Genomic DNA, 20397 nt, shown 5'->3' on the forward strand with positions numbered 1-20397 from the left:
ACCCAGGTCAGTGGCCGACGCAGGTCCGAATCGTTTAACCGGTCGGGGCGCCCAGCCGCCCGAGCGGACGCGCCTCGCCCGCGGTCCGTGGGCTCGCCCGCGCCGTGGTCCGGCGGGCCCCGCTCAGTAGCGGGACGCGAGCTGCGTGCTCTGGCCCCCGAACGCGGCGAGGTCCGCCGTGAACACCGCGTCGAGCAGGCCGGTGTCCTCCACACCCGGCGCGGTGACGACCTCACCGAGCTCCAGGCCACGCAGGCTCGCCGTGACGACGTCCTGCGCCGACATCCGCGGCACGGAGCTGAGGTCCAGACCCTGACGGCTGTGGAACTCGGTGGCGACCACGCCGGGCAGCAGCGCCTGGACCCGTACCCCCGTCCCCTCCAGCTCGGCGCTCAGCGTCTGGGAGAACGCGAGCAGGTCGGCCAGCGCGCCGGCGTACACGGCCCGGCGCGGCATGACCGACGACGGTGCGGGACCGCTGAACGCGATCATCCCGGCGACGTTGACGATCGCACCGTCGGCGCGCTCCAGCATGCCGCCGAGCACCGCGCGGGCGAGCAGCGTCGGGGCCAGCACCTTGACGTGGACGAGCTCGGAGGCCTTGTCGGCCGGCAGGTCCGCCAGCGGCATGTAGTGCGCCACGCCCGCGTTGTTGACCAGGACGTCGACGGGTTCGGCCGCGGCGACGGCCGCCACCGCGTCGATACCTCGTGCGGTCGACAGGTCGGCGACCACGGCGCGGACCGTGACCTCGGGGTGATCGGCGACCAGTGCGTCGAGCCGAGCGGAGTCACGGCCGACCGCGACGAGGTCGTATCCCTGCGCCGCGAGGCGGTCCGCGAACGCACGGCCGATCCCCGACGTCGCGCCGGTGACGAGTGCCAGCTTGGTCATCTCTTCTTCCTTCCTGTCGGCCCGGCGGTCCCGGGCCCTCGTGCTCAGGCTGCGCCGGGGACTCGGGCCGAGAAAGGGCCCCGCACATCCTGGGGATGACAGGACCAGGCAGCGGCGGCGGGGCCGCCTTACCGTGGAGGGGATGACTGACGAGCGGAACCTGTTGGGGGAGTACCTCCGTGCCCGGCGTGAACTCGTCGGCCCGGAGCTCGTCGGCCTACCCCGCAGCGGCGTGCGACGAGTGCCCGGCCTGCGCCGCGAGGAGGTCGCGCTCCTGGCCGGCATCAGCGCCGACTACTACCTGCGGCTCGAGCAAGGACGCGACCGCAACCCGTCGGTCCAGGTCCTGGAGTCGGTCGCCCGGGTGCTGCAGCTGGACGACGCCGGTACCGCCTACCTGCTGGGCCTGGCCGGTGACCGCCCGCGCTGCCGCCGGCGGCCTGCCCGCCGGGAGACCGTCCCTGCCGGGACCCGTAAGCTGCTCGGCACGATCGGGCTGCCGGCGTTCGTCGAGGGCAGGTACCTCGACGTGCTCGCGGCCAACCCGCTGGCCACTGCCGTGTCACCACGGCTGGTGGCCGGTCGCAACCGGCTGCGCGACGTCTTCCTGGACCCTGCGGAGCAGGCGCTCTATGCGGGCTACGACCCAGCGTTCGTCGCCGCGGAGATGGTTGCGGGCTTCCGGCAGGTGGTGGGCGCCGAGACCGACGACCCCCGGCTGGTCGAGCTGGTGGGGGAGCTGTCCCTGGCCAGCCCGGCCTTTCGTGAGGCCTGGGCCCGGCACGACGTCATGGTGCGGGAGGGCGCGACCGTCACGCTGGATCACCCGGAGGTCGGCCCGCTCGCCCTCAACCGCGAGAAGCTCGCCGTCGGCGGGGCGCCGGGGCTGACGCTCGTCGTCTATCACGCGGACGTGGGCACCGCCGCTGCCGACAAGCTCCAGATGCTGGCCTCGTACTCGGCGCCGGCCCGCCCACCGGCCCGCCCGGAGGACCTCGTCAACTGATGGCGTGACACATGTCATGGGTCGGACGACGAACCTCCCGGGTGCCGGTGACGGCTCGCCACTGGGCTACGTGCCGGGTTCCGCGAAGACTTTCACCTGATCGCGACCGTGAAAGTCCGGCGGTCCCGTCCATCACCTCATGGAGCATGAACATGCGACTCTTCCGGCGCGCCCTTCAGACGATTCAGGCGAATCGTCGCGCGTACCTCGTTCTGAACGCGATCCTGTACGGCTCGGTCCTCGCCGGCTTCGGGGCGGGCCTGCTCTTCCCCGGCCTGACCGCCGCGCAGAAGGAGTCCTTCGAGGCCGGCGGTCAGGCCGACCTGGTGCGGTCGCTGCTCGAGAACCCCTGGCTGTTCGCCCTCGCGATCCTGGCCAACAACGCCCTGCGAGCCGGCCTGCTCAACCTCGTCCTGCCGTCGATGATCGTGCCGTTCGCTGGGGTCGTCTGGTACGTCTACTCCCTGTTCACGGTCGGCCTGCTGCTCGCACCGGCCGACCGGGACGGCTGGCTGGTGCTCGTCCCGCACTCGCTCACCGTGCTCATGGAGGTCCAGGCCTACGTGCTGCTCGCGCTCGGCGCCTACCTCCTGGGCAGGGCATGGATCTGGCCACGGACGGTCGGTGCCGAGAACCGTCGGCAGGCCTACGTGAGCGGGCTACGTCAGCTCGGCGTGCTGAGCCTGCCGGCGCTCGCGCTGCTCGTGGTCTTCGCGTTCTACGAGTCGTTCTCGATCGTCTACCTGGTGCCCTTGCTCATGGAGGGCTGAGCGAGGGGCTGACGGTCCGCCTCGGGTCCCGAGGTGCGAACCACGGAATTGCATCTGACTGAGAAAGGGTGACGGCTATGTCCAGCTGGAACGATCGGCGCCTCTCGCGACGAGTGAAGCCCGGCGACGGGCGCCCCCTGCGACCCTTTCGCTGGTGGCACCTACTGAGGCGTTCGGTTCTCTCCATCTCCCTGCCGGCCGGCGGGCGGATGGTCGTGCACAGCGTCGAGGTCATGCACGGCGGTGATGCCACCACGGGCGAGGTGATGGCGCGGCTCTACCGTGACGGCCGGCTCGACGCGGAGTCGCGTGTGCCGGCGCGCTTCCCCGTCGAGGGCGGCGTCATCGAGGTCCGGACGAGCGAGGCGGGCATGCGCCGCTGCGCGTTCGTCGCCGATGACGGCAGCGAGCAGCAGCTCGTGCCCGACCCGGCATCGGCCGAGGGACGCCGGATGCGCTTCGCACGCGAGCACCCCGGGGCCAGCCGTCTGATCGGTGCCGTGTCGATCCTCGTGCTGCTCATCGGCGTCGGGGTGAACCTGCTGCAGATCGCCGAACCGATCTCGCAGATCCCGCCGATCGCGGACACGCTCGGCACCTTCGAGTCGCCGGTGAACCTGCCGCTGTGGCTCAACATCTCGCTCGGCGTCGCGGCCGCGGTCGGTGCGACCGAGCGAGCCCTCAGGATGCGCTACCACTGGTTGCTCGACAGCGGCGCCGGCACCTGACGGCGGGAATGGCGTGGAGCAGGAACGTGGACGTTCTGGCGGTCTGATGACAACCTGCCCACGGCTGCCGCAGCGGCACCAGTCAGCGCTTGATCTGCAGCTAGCGCGCGCTGGTGCGCCGGTAGCCGGCGTGCGGCACGGCTGACGCGTTGGTGTGCACCGATGACTTCCGGAGCGCAGGAGCGTCTGAACCGGCATGAGTGAATTCCTCTCCGATGGTGTCGAACTGTTCGCGGCGAGCTGCGTGGCCGACTACGCGGCCGCGTATCCGTGGTGGGAGTCCTTTCTCGGGATGCCGCCGTCCTTCAAGGCCACGCCGACCGAGGCGGTGTGGGAGGTCGCGCCGCACCGCTGGATCGTGCTCGAGGAGCGCCCGGAACGTGCGGGCAACGCGACGCACACCCTGTTCGTGGGCGACCTCGACGCCCGGGTCGCGGCGATCTCCGCCCGCGGCATCGAGCCGAGTGACCTCGAGACCTATGACGGGGTCCGCAAGCTGATCTACCGCGACCCCGAGGGCAACGAGATCGGGCTGGGCGGCAACCCGTCCTGACCGGAGAGCTGCTCCGCGATGGCCGCACGGTCGATCATCGACCGGACGGCGGCGATGCGGCCGTCCTCGTAGCGGTAGAAGACGTGCTCGGCGAACCGCAGCCGCGCGCCGTCCGGCCGGAAGCCGAGGAACTCGCCCTGCGGCGCGCAGTCGAAGACCAGGCGGCACGCCACCTGGCCGCCGGCCGCGTCGTTCGCCGCGACCACGAGCTGCGCGTCGTAGACGAGGTCCGGAGCCGCGGCGAGGTCGGCGGCGATCAGCTCCTGGTACTGCCGGCGCGTCATCGGCTCACCGTTGTAGGTCAGCTCGTCGTGCACGTGCTCCACGAGGTCGTCGAGCCGGCGCTCGTTGAGCGCGGCGAGGTAGGCGCGGTACCGGGACTCCAGGTCGGGGGAGACGCCGGGCTGTCTGCCGGTCTGCTTGCCGGGTTCGAGGTCGTCGGTCACGTCTCCGCCTCCAAGGTCGTCGTCTCCTGCCCACCGTAGGACCTGCGCGGGCGTGCCGGGGCATCGACGTCCGCCAGGAAGTCGAGAAGCGTGGCCGACAGGGCCGAAGGCGCCTCCAGTGCCGCATAGTGACCGACGCCGTCGAGCTGCACGGACCGGACCGCGCCGTCGGTGACCTGGCGCATCGTCTGCTCGGTGAACGGCCCGCCGCCGGCACCCACGGCCAGCACGGGGATCGTCAGCGGTCTGGTCCTGGCCAGCTCCCGGATGCTGTCGCCCTCCGCGAGCATCGACCGGTAGAGACCGGTAGCCCCGGTCCAGCCGCCGGGCCGTGCGTACGTGCGAGCGAGCTCGTCGACGTCGGCCGCGGTGATCGCCCCGTCGACCGCGGTCATGCTGGGAAACGCCCACTCGGCCAGGAGCTCCCGCTCGCGGCCGGCGAGCAGCAGCTCCGCGATACCGGGCGCCGCCAGGACGCCGATATGCCATGAGCCGCCGTGCGTGACGTCGCCCAGCCCCTCGAGCCCGAACCCGGGCAGACCCATCTCGACGGCGGTGAGGCTGTGCACGTCCTCCGGGTGCGTGGCAGCGAGCCGGAAGACGGTGGCCCCGCTGATGTCCTGGCCCGTGAGATGCACCGGGCCGACACCGAGGTGCTCGATCAGGGCGTGCAGGTCGGCGGCCGCCGTCGTGCTGTCGTGGCTGGCGTCTGCCGGGCTCGAGTCGCCGAAGCCACGCAGGTCGACGGCGAAGACCCGGTGCCGCCCGGCCAGCAGGGGGATGAGCCGGTGGAACGCCCACCAGGTCTCCGGGAACCCGTGGACCAGCAGGACCGGGGAGCCCTCGGCGCCCGCGGACACATAGTGGAGCTCGGCGCCGTCGACCTGCGCTGTGTGGTGCGTGATTCCCGGGATCGACGTGTTTGGCATCGTGACGCTCATGCTGATGGCCTCTCATATGGACAACCGTGTTGTCTAATAATAGACAACACGGTTGTCGTTGTCCAGGGTCCGCGGTTCTGCGGCACGCCCGGTCCGATCGCCCCCTCTACGCTGATCGCATGTCACGATCCGGCGCCAACCTCGCCCTCCTCCTGCTGGGCGGCTTCCGCACGCTCGTGGACGCCGCGACGGTGGAGCTCGCCGCCCGCGGGTACGACGACTTCCGCCCGGTCCACGACTTCGCGATGCGCGCCATCGCCGCAGGCGCCGACAGCGCCGCCGACCTGGGGCGGCGTACCTCGGTCTCGAAGCAGGCGGCAGCGAAGACCATCGCGATCCTGGTCGACCGCGGCTACGTGTCACGCGACGCGGACCCCGGCGACGCGCGGCGCAAACGGCTGCGGGTGACGCCGCTCGGGTTCGAGGTCCTGCGCCAGGGCGAGGCGATCTTCGACGAGCTGCGAGAGAGCTGGGCGCGGCAGATCGGCGCTGCGGAGCTCGCGGCACTCGAGGCCCAGCTCACGAAGCTGGTCGGCGACGGGGCCGTGCGCCCGGATGCGCCGGGCTGGGTCGCGGAGGACCAGGGCTGAGCCGCGCCCGCGGTCCCGGGCCGAGCTGATGGATCCGGCCGGGTTCGGGGTGGGAGAAGCCGGCCGCTTGTCAGGCCTTGGGCGGGGTGAGGATCGTGTACAGCCTGGCGATGACCCCGTCCCGGATGAGGCAGATGTCGAATCCGGTCACGACCGGCGGCTGTCCTTGGGGCCCGTAGCTCCACGCGAGGGTGCCCAGATCGTTGCTGACGTAGACCGGGCCGACCTCCGTGAAGGTGAAGCCGGGCGTCTCGTCGAGCAGCTTCTGCACCTTTGCGGCTACCGCGTCGCGGCCGATCGCGACCTCGCCGGGATCGGAGAAGACGATGTCCTCGGCGTAGGCCCTGCCGATTGCGACGGCACGGAGCTGGGGATCTCGCTCTCCGAACACCTCGTGCAGGTTCGCCCTCATCAGGGCCTCGATCTCGGCGGGTTCTGGTTCGTTCGACATGCCTGACCTCCTGGTTGTGGTGCCCGATGAGAAGTTGGACCCAGGCCGTTGTGTGCATGCCCGGGAATCGCATTTGTGTTCAGTCGGCTGCGAACGCCTGCTCGACAGTCAGGGTGTCCTCGTAGAGGTGCAGACGAACGATCCGGCCGTCCTCGACCACCAGGTGCATGGCCGACGGTGTGGTGAAGTCCTTGCCCGAGGCGGCGACGGTGTGCGTGAAGGTTCCCAGCAGCATCACGTCAGCACCGTCGACGATGAACCGCTCCAGTGCGACCCTGCTCTTCCCGTGCACGTAGTACGGCCACATCGTGGTGAAGTAGGGAGCGACCTCCTCCCGGCGCGTACGACGGCCGGTCCAGGGCAGTGCGTCACTGCCCGGGACGTACCAGTCGATGTCTGCCGCGAACAGTTCCTGGATGCCGTCCTGGTCCTGCCGGCCCAGGCGCTCCACGAACTGTTCGGCGACGGCCCGTGAGGTCTGGGTGTCTGTCGCCCTTGTTGTCGCCATTGTTCTCGTCCTTGTCTTCTGGTGGGTACTAGGTGCGATGCTCGGTCTCAGCCCTGCAGCAGGAAGTGTTTGCCGCTCAGTGGCCCACCGAGCTGCAAGAGTGCGCCGCCTTCGCGCAGTCCGCCGAGGTCGACCGGCGCAAACCGGAGCCTGGCCACCACCTGTGCGAGAGCGAGCTTCGCGGGCTCGTCGTCCCCGGCGAGGAAGACGGCCTGGTTGCCCTCCTCATGGCGGGGGTCACGTGCCATGAAGGTCGCGAACATGGCGTTGAATGCCTTGATCAGCGTGACGCCGGGCAGCTGCTCTGCGACCCACTCGCTGCCGGTCAGAGGTGCGACGTCGGCGAAGCCGCGGTAGGGATCGGGCTCGGCGAACTGATTGGTCATGTCGACAACCACCCGACCCGTCCAGTCCCCGAGCCGCTGCCCGACCGCGGGAACGGCGCTGAACGGGACGGCGAGCAGAACCAGGTCGGCCGCCGCTGCCTCCTCGAACGTGACCGCTGACGCGCCGGGCCCGATAGCGGCGACGGTGTCACCGAGTGTGTCGGGACCGCGGCTGTTGCTGAGCAGCACCGGATACCCGGCGCGCGCGGCGTGACTGGCTATGGCCTGTACGGGTGCTCCCGCACCGATCGTGCCGATGGTCTTGAGCTCCATGAATCAGTACTCCGCTAGGCGGCTTTGAGGACGTCCCGCAGGACGTCGTCCAGGGTGGTCTTTGCCAGCTCCTCGCACATGGCGGCCTCCACCTCCTCGTATACGCCGATCAGTGCCGGCCCGATCCCGTGGCCCACGACGCACTCCTGGTCCGGTGTCGAGCGATGCAGTGCGAAGACCGGGCCCGGCTCGATCGCACGGTAGACGTCAAGCAGGGTGATCTCGCCAAGGTCCCGGGAGAGCATCCAGCCCGCCCCCGCCCCTCGTCGCGAGTCGGCCAGGCCGGCATGGCGCAGCTCGGCCAGCAGGCGGCGGATCACCACGGGATTGGTGTTGACGCTCTGCGCTATCTGCTCGGACGTGGCGACCTCGTGACCGCGCCTCTGGTACAGCCCGATCCAGGTCAGGGCGTGTGCCGCAATGGTCAGCCTGCTGTTGGCGCTCACGTTCTATCGCACCTCCGGTCGTTTTCGTGCAGTCGTAACATTAGTTGTTACATCAATGGATGGCAAGAGGGCGGGCTACGGGGCGGTCGCTGCCCAGCCGGGCACGAACACGTTCGTGTTACGTTGCCTGAATGGTCGGCAATGACAACATCCGGGTGCCTGTCAGTCGTCGGGAGCGCCCCGCGAAGCCGGCGCTCACCCGGCACGGGATCATCGAGGCCGCGCTGGCGATCCTGCGCGCGGAGGGTCTGAGCAGGGTGACGATGCGGCGGATCGCCGCTGCGCTCGATACCGGGCCGGCGTCGTTGTACGTATATGTGCACAACACCGAGGACCTGCACGCGCAGGTCCTCGATGCCCTGCTGGCCCCCGTTGTCACCGCGGTGCCCGGGACCGGCTCGTGGCGGGTCCGGCTGAAGGCCCTGCTGGCCGGCTATCGCGACATCCTGTTCCAGCATCCGGAGATCGCCCGGATGGCGCTGTCGACGCAGCCCAGCGGCCCGAACTACATGGCCCTGGGGGACAGGATCCTCGGCCTGCTCGTCGAAGGTGGGGTGTCGGACCGTGCGGCGGCATGGGGTCTCGACCTGTTGTTGCTGTACCCCACGGCGATCGCCGTGGAGAACGGCAGCCAGAAGTCGGCCACCCAGAAGGCCGATGACCTGACGGCGCTGGCGGCGCGGGTCGCGGCCGCGGACGCGACGCGCTACCCGCACGTCGCCCGGCTCGGCGAGGAGATCGTCTCCGGTAGTGGCCCGGAGCGGGCCGACTGGACGTTGGACGTCCTGCTCGACGGCATCCTCGCCGCCGGCCCGCCCATCTCGGCGGGCTAGGCTCCTCCGCCCCTCGGTCATGCGCCCCTGACGCGCCGAGCTTCGGCATCTCCGGGCGAACATGTTCGTCCAGACCTTGTTTCTAACGAACATGTTCGTTAGCCTCGAAGCTGCCGCCTCCCGAAGGCTGCGCTGGTTCCTTGTGATCGGAGACGTCGATGACGGTTGCCGCGGCCGCAGCCCGCCGAGGCGGGGTCTTGCTCCTCGTGACTGCCGTGCTCCTCTCGAACGCACCTATCGCCTCGGCCGACGGCCCGGCGCCGGGTGCCGACCTGCATGTCGCGCAGAGCCTCGGAGATCGCGAGCTGACCGTGGTCCTGCGTCGGGTCGACGCGGTGCCAGGCCCGCTGCGGGTCGACGTGGTGACGCACGTGGGAAGTCCGCCCGGGCAGCTACGTCTGCGGTTGTCGCCGACGGGGGCGAGCACGACGCCGTCGACCGGCCACGCGGCAAGCGCGAGCGAGGCCACGGTGCGGCTGGGCTCGACGCCCGGCACGTACGGTGGCACGTTGCGGGTGCAGCAGCCGGGACCGCAGGAGCTCCTCGTCGACGACGGCTCGACGGTCGCGTCGATCCCGTTCGTGGTGCCGGTCGCTGTGATGTCACCGGCGGAGAAGATGGCATACGCCGGGTTCGCCGCGGCCGGACTGCTGCTCGCCGCCGCGCTGGTGGCCGCCGCGACGGCGCGGCAGAGCTGGCTCGTCGCCGTACCGGCGTGCGGGGTCGTCGCGGCGCTGGCAGTCGCGATCTGCGCGGCAGTGCTCTCGGCGTCGACTCCCGCGCCCCCGGTGGCCGGTCAGGACATCGATGCGACGGTCGAGACGGTGCTCGACCCCTACTCGGTACCGCACCCCGCGCCTGGGCAGGCATCGCGCCCGCCGGTGACCATGGTGGTGCACTCCGAGGCGGCAGCCGGCGGTCCCGCGGAGGTCGCGCTGTTCCTGACGGACGGCAGCAGCGGGCGCCCGGTCGACGACCTCCTCGTCCACGACAGCGCGTTCGTGCATCTGCTCGTGGTCACACCGTCCATGACCCTGCGCCACCTGCACCCGGTCCGGGTCGCGCCGGGGGAGTACCGGGTGCGCCTGGCCGATCCCGAGCCGGGCCACTACGCGCTCGCGGCGGAGGTGGTGCGGCGCGGCGGGGGAGTGCAGCTGCTGCGGTCACCGATCGGCTTCGACATCGCGGGGACGGACCTGGGTCCGGGACACCGACCCGCCGGCCCCGGTGTCCGGGACGCCGCCGGCACATCGGTCCACGTCTCGGTCACCGGCGCCCGGTCCGGGGAGCCGACCACGATCGTCGCGCGGTTCGGCGACCAGGCGGACCTGCAGCCCTGGCTGGGCATGGTGGGCCACCTGATCGCGGTCGGACCCCTGGCGGGCAGCGAGTCCACGAAGGCAGTCGAGCGTGCTCCGACGTGGGCACACGTGCATGCGATGCCCCCGCGGGCGCAGGGTTCGGCGGCGGGAGGCTCGGACGCGGGGCAGCCCGACGAGACGGTGGGGACGTACGGACCCGAGGCGTCGTTCACCCATACGTTCCCGCTGCCCGGGCGCTACCGGGTGTGGGTCCAGGCCCAACGCGACTACCGGCTGCTGACAGTGCCTGTCACGGTGGACATCGCCGCGGGTCCGGTGAGTGGGCGGTGACGACTCGTACGCGGCTGATCCTCGCGACGACAGCGGTCGCGGCCGTTCTTCTGGGGGCCGGCCTGTTGCTCGTGCCCGCCAGCGCTCCTAGCGAGCCGGTCGTGCTAGAGGCCGACACGGCCCGGCACGCTGTCCGGGTGGTCGTCGACCCGGCCGCCGTCGGTACCAGCGAGGTGCGTATCGAGGTGGGCGGAGCAGCCGATGTGACCCGGGTCCGCCTGGAACCTGCCATGACGCAGATGGGTCACGCCTACCCGCCGATCACCGCCGAGCCCCTCCTGGGCAGCGATGGATCAGGCACGTATCGCGCCGAGGTGCGCTTCGACATGTCGGGCACCTGGGAGCTGACCGTCGTCGTCGACGACGGTCACGGCGCACAGCGGGTCACGTTCCCGCTGGTCGTCGACGGATGAGACCGGAGGAGAGAAGGAACGCGATGAATCAGAGCTCCGAGGAACCGACGGCGCGACCACGCGCCACGACCGCAAGACTGTTACCCGCGGGGGCCGTGCTCGCCGGGGCGTTGTTGTCCCTGTTCGGCTGGAGCTGGGACATCCAGTGGCACAACGACGTCGGACCCGACACGTTCTTCACCTTGCCGCACCTGTTCCTGTACACCGGTAGCGCCCTGTGCGGCCTGACCGCGCTGACCGTGGTGCTGCGCACCACCGCGGCGCAGCGCTCGGGGCGACCGGTGGACGCGGGGGTCGGGGGAGGTTCCGTCAGGGTGTTCGGCGGTGCGTTCCTCGCGCCCGTCGCCTACCTGGTCACCGGGTCGGCCGCGGCGGTGTTCCTGCTCTACGGGCTGTGGGACCAGTGGTGGCACGGCCTGTACGGCTTCGATGCCGTGCTCAACTCACCGCCGCACGTCGGCCTGCTGCTCGGCAACGTCACGACGATCGTCGGCGCGACGATGGTCTTCGCCGCGGCGCGGCACGAGCGCTGGGGCCGCATCGGGGTCGTTGCCTCCCTGGGCATGATGGTGACCTTCATCCCGGTCGTCTCCGACGTGTTCCAGCAGGTCCCCGGAGTGATCGACTGGATCACCGTGTGCGTAGCTGGCCTGACGGCGCTGCTGCTGGTCATGGCGATGGCACTCTTCCAGCGGACCGGCGCCGCCCTGCTGGTCTCGGTGGCGGTGGCCGCGCTGCAGGTAGTCCTGTGGCTGTTCACGCCCTGGGCGACCCACGCCTATGCGGACTCGGTGGGGCTGCCGATGCGCGACTTCGTGGCGCCGGTGCCGATCGTGCCCAGCTGGATCCCGGTGAGCGTCGTCGTCGCGGCGCTGATCCTCGAGGGCGCCCGAGCGCTCGGTCGTTCGCGACGGTGGTCGGCCCGCGTCGTCATGCCGCTCTGGGGGGGCCGTGGCGTCCGCGGTTCTCGCCGTGCTCGTTCCGCTGCAGGCTGCGCTGCTCAACAGCGTCCCGCTCCCCGGGCTCTCGGGCACCGTCCTCTACCTCGCGCCCGTCGCTCTGGTGTCCGCCGCGTTCGGAGCCCTTGGCGGTACGGCGGGCTGGCGCCTCGGGCTGATGCTGCGCATGCTCGACCGCCAGGCGGCGCCCGCAGCAGGAACCGGGACAGACGTACCCGGAACTCACGCAGGCATACCTCACACAGGCATACAAGGAGCCACCGCATGAGCCGCATCCTGAGCACCCTGCTCGTGCTCGCCGCCCTCCTGCTCACGAACGCCGCGCCCGCGTCGGCCTTCGAGCCGGTCACCATCGTGCACACCGAGCGGGTCGAGGCGGGTCCGTACCGCATCACCGTCGGTTTCAGCCGTTGGCCGATCCGCGCCATGCAGTCGCTCGACTTCACCTTTTGCCGTCGACGGCGGGCAGGAGGGCATGTCCGGCACCGTGGACGCATTCCTGCCCGACCGTTCCGCAGCAGAGCGCTGGGACCTCGCCCGCCACCCCCGCAAGCTCGACGTCTGGGGTATGGACATCAAGGCGCTCCCCGCTGACGGGCCGTGGACCTTCCGCTTCACCGTGGACGGCCCGGCCGGGCGAGGCGAAGGCGAGCTGAACGGTATTCCCGTCCTCACCCAGCCCGGCCCTCCGCTTGCCCTGAGCTGGTCGGTCGCGGGACTCCCACTGGTCGTGCTCTTCGCCGTCCTCACGATCGCCTGGCGCCGCAACCGGATCCCTCGGGAGGAGCTCGCCGCCCTCTGAGATGGCGCTGCGGATCTGGGACGGCTTCGAACACCGGACGTGCGCCGCGAGGACCTGCACCGCGGTACCGGGAACACCGACATACAGCTGTCGCGGCGACGGACCACAGTGAACGCATGAGCGAAGACGCGAACACCACGACCACCACTCCGACCAGGTCCGTCGCCCGGCATGCACTCGATGTATGGCTGACGATGTGGAACTCCGACGGCAGCATCGCACGACAGATCTGTGCCGATGACTTCCGCATCCACTTCGCCGTGACCGAGCGCGACGGGTCGACCCCCGCCGACGAGATCCGCAGCGCCGATGGCTTCGCGAAGTACCTCGACTGGTGGCACGAGCAGAACCCGGGGGTCGCCTTCACCAAGATCGACGATGCCATCGACGGTGCCCATGGCCGGCTGCTGTGGGACGTCGACATGGACGGGCACCAGGCCGGCGGCGTCGATGTGTTCGACTTCGATGAGGACGGCAGGATCCGCAGGGTCTGGTCGGTCGGCGGACAGCGGAGCATGCGAACCTGACACGCCGCACCCGGACGCCTCTGAGAAAATGAGGGCGTGAAGCGAGCCGAGCGACAGTACGCACTGGTCGACCTCCTCCGCGGAGCACGTCGCCCGTGGTCTGCCGCTCGGCTCGCCCAGGAGTTCGGGGTCTCCTCGCGCACCATCGAGCGTGACATCGGTTCGCTACAACTTGCCGGGGTCCCCATCTACGCGGATCACGGGGCGGCGGGTGGCTACTCGATCCTTCGGGAGTACTCCTTGCCGCCGCTCAATCTCACCGCTCCCGAGTCCCTGGCGGTGCTCGCCGGGCTCGCACTCCTCGAGTCGTCGCCCTACCAGGGAGCTGCCCGCCGCGCACGCGCCAAGATCGCTGCGGTGATGGACGAGGCGCATCGCGCGCCCGTGCAGGAGCTGCTCGGGACGATGCACGTCATCGACGCCGTCCCCCCGGCGGACGGCACCGTGCCGCTCGGGATGCTCTCCGACGCGATCGCCGCACGCCGCGTGGTGCGACTCACGTACCTGGGTGAGAGCGCCGACGGCAGCCCGGACGACTCCGTCACGACTGTCCGAGAGGTCGAGACCATGGGTCTGCTCCGCGCTGCTGACACGTGGCTGCTCACCGGCTGGTGCCGGCTCCGTGATGCGATCCGTGGGTTCCGCATCGAGCGGATCATGCGGCTGGAGATCCTCGACGAGGTCCCGCCGCGGCGGGACCCGGCTCTGCTCGAGGCGGATCTCGCACGATGGCCGACGCGCCGTCTCACCTGAACCGTGCGAGAGCACAAACCTGCCATCAGTTCTTCAGGATCGTGCCCGAACGTGTGAGCACGAGCGGTGCCGGGGTCGGAGCGCCGGTCAGCGGGACCACCTCGACCGGGATGTCCGAGGCCCCGAGGACTGCCCGCGGCGTCGGCCCGAGGCGGGCCAGGTGCCGCTGGTGCCGGGCGATCATCAGGAGGTCCGCGTCGGTCGCGGCGTCGATCAGGACGCGCGCCGGCTGTCCGTGGGTGAACGACGTCTCCACCGCGACGCCGGGAAAGACGTCGGACCAGTCGCGCACGAGCGCGTCCAGCGTCCTGCCCTCGGACCTGTGCCGGTCGCCTCGGCGAGCATCGACCCGGGCGACGGCGGCGCGATCCGCGGTGTCGCACGCATGGACGATCTCCAGGGCCGCGCCTCGCGCGGAGGCCTCCGCGAACGCACGCGCCAGCAGACCGCCGGCGTTTGCGCACGACTTGACCCCCACGACGATGCGGTGATGGTGCCGGGCTCGCCAGTCGGCGGGAACCACCACCAGGGCAGCCGCCGTGTGCGCGGCGACCTCCGTGATCACAGCGCTGACGCCGGGCCGCTCGGGGCTCCACGGTGTCGTCTGCCCCAGGACCAGCAGGTCGCCGGCACCGGCGGCCGCGACCAGCTCGTCCGCCAGCGGGCCGCGCCCGAAACGCCAGTCGAACTCGACGTCAGGCGCGGCGACGCAGGCCTCCGTCATGTACGGGTCCATGATCTGACCGGTGTCGTCGCGGTCCAGGACATGGACCATCCGCACACCGGTGCCTCGGGCGCGGGCCTCGTCGATCGCGAACCGTAGCGCTCCCAGACCTTGTCCGCTCCCGTCGACGGCGACGGCGACGGTAGGTGCCGATCTTTGCGTGGTACCCATGACGAACCGTCCTTTTGCCTCGATCTGCCCCGATGTTTTCTTCGAGAGTGCCCGGGGTGAGCCGTCGTCGGCAGGGTCGAGGGTCACGGATCGACGGGACGTTCTCCGCCGCGCTGGGGGACTTTCGTCCCTTTCCCAGGTCGGGCCTTCGGAGCGAGGTTGGACCTGCTGCCGGTTCCCGCAGGCGGCCGCCTCATCACGTCCCGCATCAAGCAGATCTCAGCCGGCACGGATCCCGCACGTAACTCGCAAACAGGAGCAGCCGCGATGACGACAACCACTGTCCCCGACTCCACGGTCGCCACGTGGCGCGCCACCGGCGTGACCGAGCTGGAGCCCGCCGAGCTGGAGCGCCTCGATGCGTGGTGGCGGGCGGCGAACTTTCTCTCGGTCGGGCAGATCTACCTGCTCGACAACCCGCTCCTGCGTGAGCCGCTGACCCGGGACCACGTCAAGCCGCGCCTGCTGGGCCACTGGGGCACGACACCGGGCCTGAACTTTCTGTACGCGCACCTGAACCGGGCGATCAAGGAACGGCAGCAGCAGACCGTGTACGTGACCGGACCGGGCCACGGCGGGCCGGGCCTGGTCGCCTCCGCGTACCTGGACGGAACCTACTCCGAGGTCTACAGCGACATCACGCAGGACACGGAGGGCGTCAAGCGCCTGTTCCGGCAGTTCTCGTTCCCGGGCGGGATCCCGAGCCACGTCGCACCGGAGACACCGGGTTCGATCCATGAGGGCGGTGAGCTGGGCTACGCGCTCAGCCACGCCTACGGCGCCGCGTTCGACAACCCCGACCTGCTGGTCGCGGCGGTGGTCGGGGACGGCGAGGCGGAGACCGGGCCGCTGGCGACGTCCTGGCACTCGAACAAGTTCGTCAACCCGGCGCAGGACGGTGTCGTGCTGCCGATCCTGCATCTCAACGGGTACAAGATCGCCAACCCGACCGTCCTGGCACGGATCCCGCAGGACGAGCTGCGCGACTTGATGGTCGGGTACGGGCACAGGCCGTACTTCTTCACCGTTGAAGACGGTTCGCAGGAGTCGCCCGCCGAGTTCCACGCACGGTTCGCCACACTGCTGGACGAGGTGCTGGACGAGATCGCCGGGATCAAGGCCCGTGCAGCGCAGGGCGACCTGAGTCGTCCGGCGTGGCCGATGATCGTGTTCCGCACGCCGAAGGGGTGGAGCGGCCCGGCGGAGATCGACGGCAAGAAGACGACCGGGTCGTGGCGTGCCCACCAGGTGCCGCTGGCGAACGCCCGCGACACCGACGAGCACCTGCGCGTGCTCGAGCAATGGCTGAGGTCGTACCGTCCGGAGGAGCTGTTCGACGAGGACGGCCGCGTGCTGCCCGAGATCGCCGCCCTGGCCCCGGAGGGCGAGCTGCGGATGAGCGCGACCCCGCACGCGAACGGCGGGCTGCTGCTCAAGGACCTGCGCCTACCGGACTTCCACGACTACGCGGTCGACGTGCCCACGCCGGGAGGCTCGGTCTCGGAGGCACCACGTGTCCTCGGCCAGTGGCTCACCGACGTCACCCGCCTCAACCCGACCAACTTCCGCATCTTCGGTCCCGACGAGACGGCGTCCAACCGCCTGCAGGCGGTGTTCGAGGTCACGGACAAGCAGTGGAACGCCGACTTCCTCGGCGAGGACGTCGACGAGCACCTGGCCCGGGCCGGCCGGGTCATGGAGATGCTCAGCGAGCACCAGTGCCAGGGCTGGCTGGAGGGCTACCTCCTCACGGGCCGGCACGGGCTGTTCACGAGCTACGAGGCGTTCATCCACATCATCGACTCGATGTTCAACCAGCACGCGAAGTGGCTCAAGGTCACCAACGACATCCCCTGGCGGCGACCGATCGCGTCCCTGAACTACCTGCTCTCCAGCCACGTGTGGCGACAGGACCACAACGGGTTCAGCCACCAGGACCCCGGGTTCATCGACCACGTCGTGAACAAGAAGGCCGAGATCGTCCGGGTCTACCTCCCGCCGGACGCCAACACCCTGCTCAGCACGTACGACCACTGCCTGCGCAGCCGCCAGTACGTCAACGTCGTGGTCGCGGGCAAGCAGCCCGCCCCCAACTTCCTCACCATGGAGCAGGCCGTCGAGCACTGCTCCCGCGGTCTGGGGATCTGGGAGTGGGCGGGCACGGAGGTACCGGGCGAGAAGCCGGACGTGGTGCTCGCGGCGGCAGGCGACGTGCCTACGCTGGAGGTGCTCGCCGCTGCCGGCATCCTGCGCCGCGAGCTGCCCGACCTCAAGGTTCGCGTGATCAACGTCGTCGACCTGATGCGGCTGCAGGACGCCACGGAGCACCCGCACGGCCTCACGGATCCGGAGTTCGACGGCCTGTTCACGAGCGACGGGCCGATCATCTTCGCCTACCACGGCTACCCCTGGCTCATCCACCGCCTGACCTACCGGCGTGCGGGCCACCCGAACATCCACGTGCGGGGGTACAAGGAGGAGGGCACCACGACGACGCCGTTCGACATGGTCATGCTCAACGACCTGGACCGGTACCACCTTGTGATCGATGTCATCGACCGGGTTCCCTCGCTCGGCAGCGCCCAGGCCCGGTTACGTCAGCGCATGCAGGACGCGCGGCTTCGTGCGCGTGCCTGGACCCGCGAGCACGGCGACGACATCCCCGAGGTACGCGACTGGGTCTGGCCCGACGCCCAGGACCTGGCAGACAGCGGCCAGGTCGACGCGACACTCGGCACCGGCGGAGACAACGAGTAGCGACAGGCTGTCATGATCGCGGCGGCGGGAAGGGAGCTCTGCTGCGCCGTCCCGGTCATCGGAACCCTCTCCCCGCGTTCGCCGGGATCATCGGTTCGCACCGTGGTGTGCGTGCACGACCACGACCGGGCACGGCGCAGAGCGGAGCAGGGCGTCGGGAATGCTGCGCAGGATGCGGCCCATCAGCGGCTGGTGCCGGCGTCCGCCCACGACGACCAGGTCTTCCGGGGTGAGCCCGTACCGCAGCACCGAGGCAGGGTCCCCGCGACGCATCACGATCGTGCAGGTGACCTGCGGGTACTTCTCCGACCAGCGCGCCACCCGGTCGGCCAGGTCGGCCTTGGCCGCCTCGCGCCACGAAGCGGCGACGGGGTCCAACTCCGGGAGAGCCGCCGAGACCGCGTCGGTGTCCGTCACGTGCAGGACTTCCAGGGTGCAGTCACGTGCGGCGGCCTCGGCGAACGCGGCGCCCAGCACGTCCGGTTCGTCGTCGCGGTCCACGCCCACGCGGATCCGCCTCGGGTCCCCGGTGGTCGCGCCGGCCGGGACCACGGCGACGGCTCCCGGAGCGATCGCCGCCAGGGCGGAGGAGGTCGAGCCGAGCACCATGCGGTCGAACTTCCCGAGGCTGCGGCGTCCGACCACGACCAGACCGCAGGTCCTGGACCGCCGGCTCAGCTCGTAGGCGGCGTCGCCGGCCATGATGACCACCTCGGCGTCCTGCTCCGGGTGCCGCTCGGCGAGCCAGCCGCGCGCCGCCTCGGCCGCCCGACGGGCCTGGTCCCGCAGCTCGCCGATCAGTCCGCCGATCCCCGGGTCCTGGGCGACCGGCACGTCGTAGGTAACCACGGCGGTGAGGTGCGTGTCGTGCAGGCGGGCGGCGCGTGCGGCCCACTCCAGGGCGGCCAGGCTCTCGGCTGATCCGTCGACCCCGACGACGACGCCGTCGTACCAGGTGATGCTCATGATCGTCCTCCTTCGTCCGCTCCAGCACACCAGCAGGGCGGCGACGTCCGACAGGGACCGGAGGCCTGAGGGAGCGGGACAAAGGTCCCCGGAGGCTCGCCCCGGCTCGCGCGCGCTACCGTGACCCCGGGAGGCACCGATGGATCGGACGAACACCCCGCGTGACCGCACCGACCTGCTGCTGGAAGCGGTCGTCACGGTCAGCCGCGGCCTGGACCTGGAGACGGTGCTGCACCACATCGTCGAGACCGCGATCGAGCTCGTCGATGCGCGGTACGGGGCGCTGGGCGTGCTGGGTGACGACGGCCGGATCGCCCGGTTCCTGACCGTCGGCATGTCCGACGAGCAGATCGCCGCGATCGGCCCCTACCCCACGGGACACGGTGTGCTGGGCGAGCTGATCCGCCACCCCGTGCCGCTGCGCCTGCACGACCTGTCCGCCCATCCCGTCTCGGTCGGTTTCCCCGCCCACCACCCACCGATGCACACCTTCGCGGGGATGCCGCTGCGGGTGCACAGTGCGCCGTTCGGCAACCTCTACCTCACGGACAAGCGCGACGGGGGAGACTTCACGGCCGAGGACGAGCGGGTGCTGGAAGCGCTCGCCTCGGCTGCGAGCGTGGCCATCGAGAACGCGCGGCTGTACGACGTCGCACAGCTGCGTGAACGCTGGGCGCGCGCCAACGACCGGATCTCCCGCCAGGTCCTGGCCGGGGCATCGCCCGACGACGTCCTGAAGCTCATCGGCAGCCAGGCACGGGAGGTCGCCAACGCCGACCTGACCGCCGTCTCCGTACCGGACCCGGACACCGGTCGTCTGGTGCTGCACACGGCCTCGGGGCTGGGGGCGGAGGACCGGGTGGGTTCGGTCCTGTCGGCCGACGGGACGTTCGCCGCGCTCACGCTCCGCACCGGGGTGCCGATGGTCACCGACGACGCCTCGAAGGACGAGCGCGCCGAGTTCGCGCTGGACCTGCCGGTGGAGCTCGGCCCCCTGGCGGTGTGGCCGCTCGGCGAGCACGGTCGCGTCCGTGGTGTCCTTGCCGCGGCGCGCGTGCAGGGCAGGCAGCCGTTCTCGTCGGTGGTGGTGGAGGCGCTGGGTGCCTTCGCGGCGCAGGCCGCCGTCGCCATGGAGCTGGCGGAGGGACGGGCGGACGCCGAACGGCTCGCCCTGCTGCGTGACCGCGAGCGGATCGCACGGGACCTGCACGACCTGGCGATCCAACGGCTCTACGCGACCGGTCTCTCGCTGCAGCGGGTGGCACGTACCGCGCCGCCGGAGGTGGCCGCGCAGCTGACGACGGCGGTCGACGAGGTCGACGAGACGATCGCCCTGGTGCGGACCACGATCTACCGGCTGCAGCCGGGTGAGCGGTCCGGGGGTGCCGACGCCCGGCGGATCGGCGTGCGCTCCCAGGTGATCACGGAGGTCGACGCCGCCGCGGTGTCGCTCGGGTTCGCGCCACGGCTGCGCTTCGAGGGCCCCGTGGACACCCTGGTGCCGCCGGACGTCGCCCACCACGTCGTCGCGGTGGTGCGTGAGGCGCTGTCGAACGTAGCCCGGCACGCGTCCGCCTCCCGGGTGGAGGTCCGGCTGGCCGCGGCCGACGACCTTGTGCTCGTGGTGAGCGACGACGGCGCGGGCATCCCACCGACGGCCGCACGCAGCGGGCTGCGCAACCTGGCGCACCGTGCGGACGAGCTCGGCGGGTCGTTCGCCGTCGAGCCCGTGGACCCGAGTGCGGACCGGGCCGGGACACGTCTGGTGTGGCGCGTGCCGCTGCCCACCGACGACTCCCTGGAACCCGACTCGGGAATCTGACTCGGGAATCTGACTCGAGCGCCGTC

At 70.7% G+C, this 20397-nt stretch carries 23 protein-coding genes; 14 read left to right on the forward strand and 9 right to left on the reverse strand.

Features of this window, described 5'->3' with window-relative positions:
- Positions 1-123: 123 nt before the first annotated feature.
- Entirely contained in the window at positions 124-894 is a 771-nt protein-coding gene (locus ACNYC2_RS11815) for an SDR family NAD(P)-dependent oxidoreductase (RefSeq protein ID WP_419707207.1), read from the reverse strand.
- Between the two features lie 142 nt (positions 895-1036).
- Between ACNYC2_RS11815 and ACNYC2_RS11820 the strand changes: the two genes are divergently transcribed.
- From ACNYC2_RS11820 to ACNYC2_RS11835, 4 genes are all read left to right on the forward strand, one after another.
- Positions 1037-1900, forward strand: coding sequence for a helix-turn-helix domain-containing protein (locus ACNYC2_RS11820; RefSeq protein ID WP_419707208.1), 864 nt, complete (start codon positions 1037-1039; stop codon positions 1898-1900).
- 152 nt (positions 1901-2052) lie between these two features.
- Entirely contained in the window at positions 2053-2670 is a 618-nt protein-coding gene (locus ACNYC2_RS11825; protein ID WP_419707209.1) for a hypothetical protein, read from the forward strand.
- Between the two features lie 209 nt (positions 2671-2879).
- Positions 2880-3398 (forward strand): hypothetical protein, encoded by a 519-nt coding sequence (locus ACNYC2_RS11830; RefSeq protein ID WP_419707210.1) that lies wholly within the window; start codon positions 2880-2882, stop codon positions 3396-3398.
- Between the two features lie 196 nt (positions 3399-3594).
- Entirely contained in the window at positions 3595-3951 is a 357-nt protein-coding gene (locus tag ACNYC2_RS11835; protein WP_419707211.1) for a VOC family protein, read from the forward strand.
- Here the strand turns inward: ACNYC2_RS11835 and ACNYC2_RS11840 are convergent.
- The gene (locus ACNYC2_RS11840; protein ID WP_419707212.1) at positions 3900-4397 is read right to left on the reverse strand and encodes an ester cyclase; all 498 of its coding nucleotides are present in this window, start codon (positions 4395-4397) and stop codon (positions 3900-3902) included. The two genes, ACNYC2_RS11835 and ACNYC2_RS11840, sit on opposite strands and share 52 nt — an antisense overlap.
- A complete protein-coding gene (locus ACNYC2_RS11845; RefSeq protein WP_419707213.1) occupies positions 4394-5338 on the reverse strand; it encodes an alpha/beta fold hydrolase in 945 nt (314 codons plus the stop codon). Before ACNYC2_RS11845 ends, ACNYC2_RS11840 begins: the two co-directional genes overlap by 4 nt.
- A 119-nt stretch (positions 5339-5457) precedes the next feature.
- On the opposite strand from ACNYC2_RS11845, the gene ACNYC2_RS11850 reads away from it, so the two are divergent.
- On the forward strand, positions 5458-5928 hold the full coding sequence (locus ACNYC2_RS11850; protein WP_419707214.1) for a MarR family winged helix-turn-helix transcriptional regulator: 471 nt from the start codon (positions 5458-5460) through the stop codon (positions 5926-5928).
- A gap of 70 nt (positions 5929-5998) precedes the next feature.
- Here ACNYC2_RS11850 and ACNYC2_RS11855 read toward each other — a convergent pair whose 3' ends face one another.
- The 4 genes from ACNYC2_RS11855 to ACNYC2_RS11870 all read right to left on the reverse strand — a co-directional run bounded on the left by ACNYC2_RS11855 (position 5999) and on the right by ACNYC2_RS11870 (position 7992).
- Positions 5999-6379 (reverse strand): nuclear transport factor 2 family protein, encoded by a 381-nt coding sequence (locus ACNYC2_RS11855; RefSeq protein WP_419707215.1) that lies wholly within the window; start codon positions 6377-6379, stop codon positions 5999-6001.
- 79 nt (positions 6380-6458) lie between these two features.
- The gene (locus ACNYC2_RS11860; RefSeq protein ID WP_419707216.1) at positions 6459-6887 is read right to left on the reverse strand and encodes a nuclear transport factor 2 family protein; all 429 of its coding nucleotides are present in this window, start codon (positions 6885-6887) and stop codon (positions 6459-6461) included.
- Between the two features lie 47 nt (positions 6888-6934).
- Complete coding sequence (locus tag ACNYC2_RS11865; RefSeq protein ID WP_419707217.1) at positions 6935-7546, reverse strand: NADPH-dependent F420 reductase; 612 nt, start codon at positions 7544-7546, stop codon at positions 6935-6937.
- A 14-nt stretch (positions 7547-7560) separates the two neighbouring features.
- Positions 7561-7992 carry an Rrf2 family transcriptional regulator gene (locus ACNYC2_RS11870; protein WP_419707218.1) on the reverse strand — a complete coding sequence of 144 codons (432 nt, stop codon included), beginning with the start codon at positions 7990-7992 and terminating at the stop codon, positions 7561-7563.
- A 131-nt stretch (positions 7993-8123) separates the two neighbouring features.
- Here ACNYC2_RS11870 and ACNYC2_RS11875 point away from each other — a divergent pair, with 131 nt between their 5' ends.
- The 7 genes from ACNYC2_RS11875 (at position 8124) to ACNYC2_RS11905 (ending at position 13931) form a co-directional block, all read left to right on the forward strand.
- On the forward strand, positions 8124-8825 hold the full coding sequence (locus ACNYC2_RS11875) for a TetR/AcrR family transcriptional regulator (RefSeq protein ID WP_419707219.1): 702 nt from the start codon (positions 8124-8126) through the stop codon (positions 8823-8825).
- Positions 8826-9022: 197 nt separating this feature from the next.
- On the forward strand, positions 9023-10477 hold the full coding sequence (locus tag ACNYC2_RS11880) for a hypothetical protein (protein ID WP_419707220.1): 1455 nt from the start codon (positions 9023-9025) through the stop codon (positions 10475-10477).
- Positions 10474-10890 carry a FixH family protein gene (locus tag ACNYC2_RS11885; RefSeq protein ID WP_419707221.1) on the forward strand — a complete coding sequence of 139 codons (417 nt, stop codon included), beginning with the start codon at positions 10474-10476 and terminating at the stop codon, positions 10888-10890. The genes ACNYC2_RS11880 and ACNYC2_RS11885 overlap by 4 nt, the downstream gene beginning before the upstream one ends.
- 23 nt (positions 10891-10913) lie before the next feature.
- Positions 10914-12443: a hypothetical protein gene (locus ACNYC2_RS11890; protein WP_419707222.1), complete on the forward strand. Its 1530-nt coding sequence runs from the start codon at positions 10914-10916 to the stop codon at positions 12441-12443.
- Complete coding sequence (locus ACNYC2_RS11895; protein ID WP_419707223.1) at positions 12418-12651, forward strand: hypothetical protein; 234 nt, start codon at positions 12418-12420, stop codon at positions 12649-12651. Before ACNYC2_RS11890 ends, ACNYC2_RS11895 begins: the two co-directional genes overlap by 26 nt.
- Positions 12652-12767: 116 nt before the next feature.
- Complete coding sequence (locus ACNYC2_RS11900; protein WP_419707224.1) at positions 12768-13178, forward strand: nuclear transport factor 2 family protein; 411 nt, start codon at positions 12768-12770, stop codon at positions 13176-13178.
- Positions 13179-13214: 36 nt separating this feature from the next.
- On the forward strand, positions 13215-13931 hold the full coding sequence (locus tag ACNYC2_RS11905) for a helix-turn-helix transcriptional regulator (protein ID WP_419707225.1): 717 nt from the start codon (positions 13215-13217) through the stop codon (positions 13929-13931).
- 25 nt (positions 13932-13956) lie between these two features.
- Here the strand turns inward: ACNYC2_RS11905 and ACNYC2_RS11910 are convergent, their stop codons facing one another.
- Positions 13957-14913 (reverse strand): universal stress protein, encoded by a 957-nt coding sequence (locus tag ACNYC2_RS11910; protein WP_419707226.1) that lies wholly within the window; start codon positions 14911-14913, stop codon positions 13957-13959.
- A 180-nt stretch (positions 14914-15093) separates the two neighbouring features.
- Here ACNYC2_RS11910 and ACNYC2_RS11915 point away from each other — a divergent pair, with 180 nt between their 5' ends.
- On the forward strand, positions 15094-17583 hold the full coding sequence (locus ACNYC2_RS11915) for a phosphoketolase (protein ID WP_419707227.1): 2490 nt from the start codon (positions 15094-15096) through the stop codon (positions 17581-17583).
- Between the two features lie 87 nt (positions 17584-17670).
- Here ACNYC2_RS11915 and ACNYC2_RS11920 read toward each other — a convergent pair whose 3' ends face one another.
- Complete coding sequence (locus tag ACNYC2_RS11920) at positions 17671-18549, reverse strand: universal stress protein (protein ID WP_419707228.1); 879 nt, start codon at positions 18547-18549, stop codon at positions 17671-17673.
- Between the two features lie 139 nt (positions 18550-18688).
- On the opposite strand from ACNYC2_RS11920, the gene ACNYC2_RS11925 reads away from it, so the two are divergent.
- On the forward strand, positions 18689-20371 hold the full coding sequence (locus tag ACNYC2_RS11925; RefSeq protein WP_419707229.1) for a GAF domain-containing protein: 1683 nt from the start codon (positions 18689-18691) through the stop codon (positions 20369-20371).
- The last annotated feature ends 26 nt before the right edge of the window (positions 20372-20397 follow it).

The organism is Promicromonospora sp. NFX87 (assembly GCF_048564965.1).
GTDB lineage: Bacteria > Actinomycetota > Actinomycetes > Actinomycetales > Cellulomonadaceae > Promicromonospora.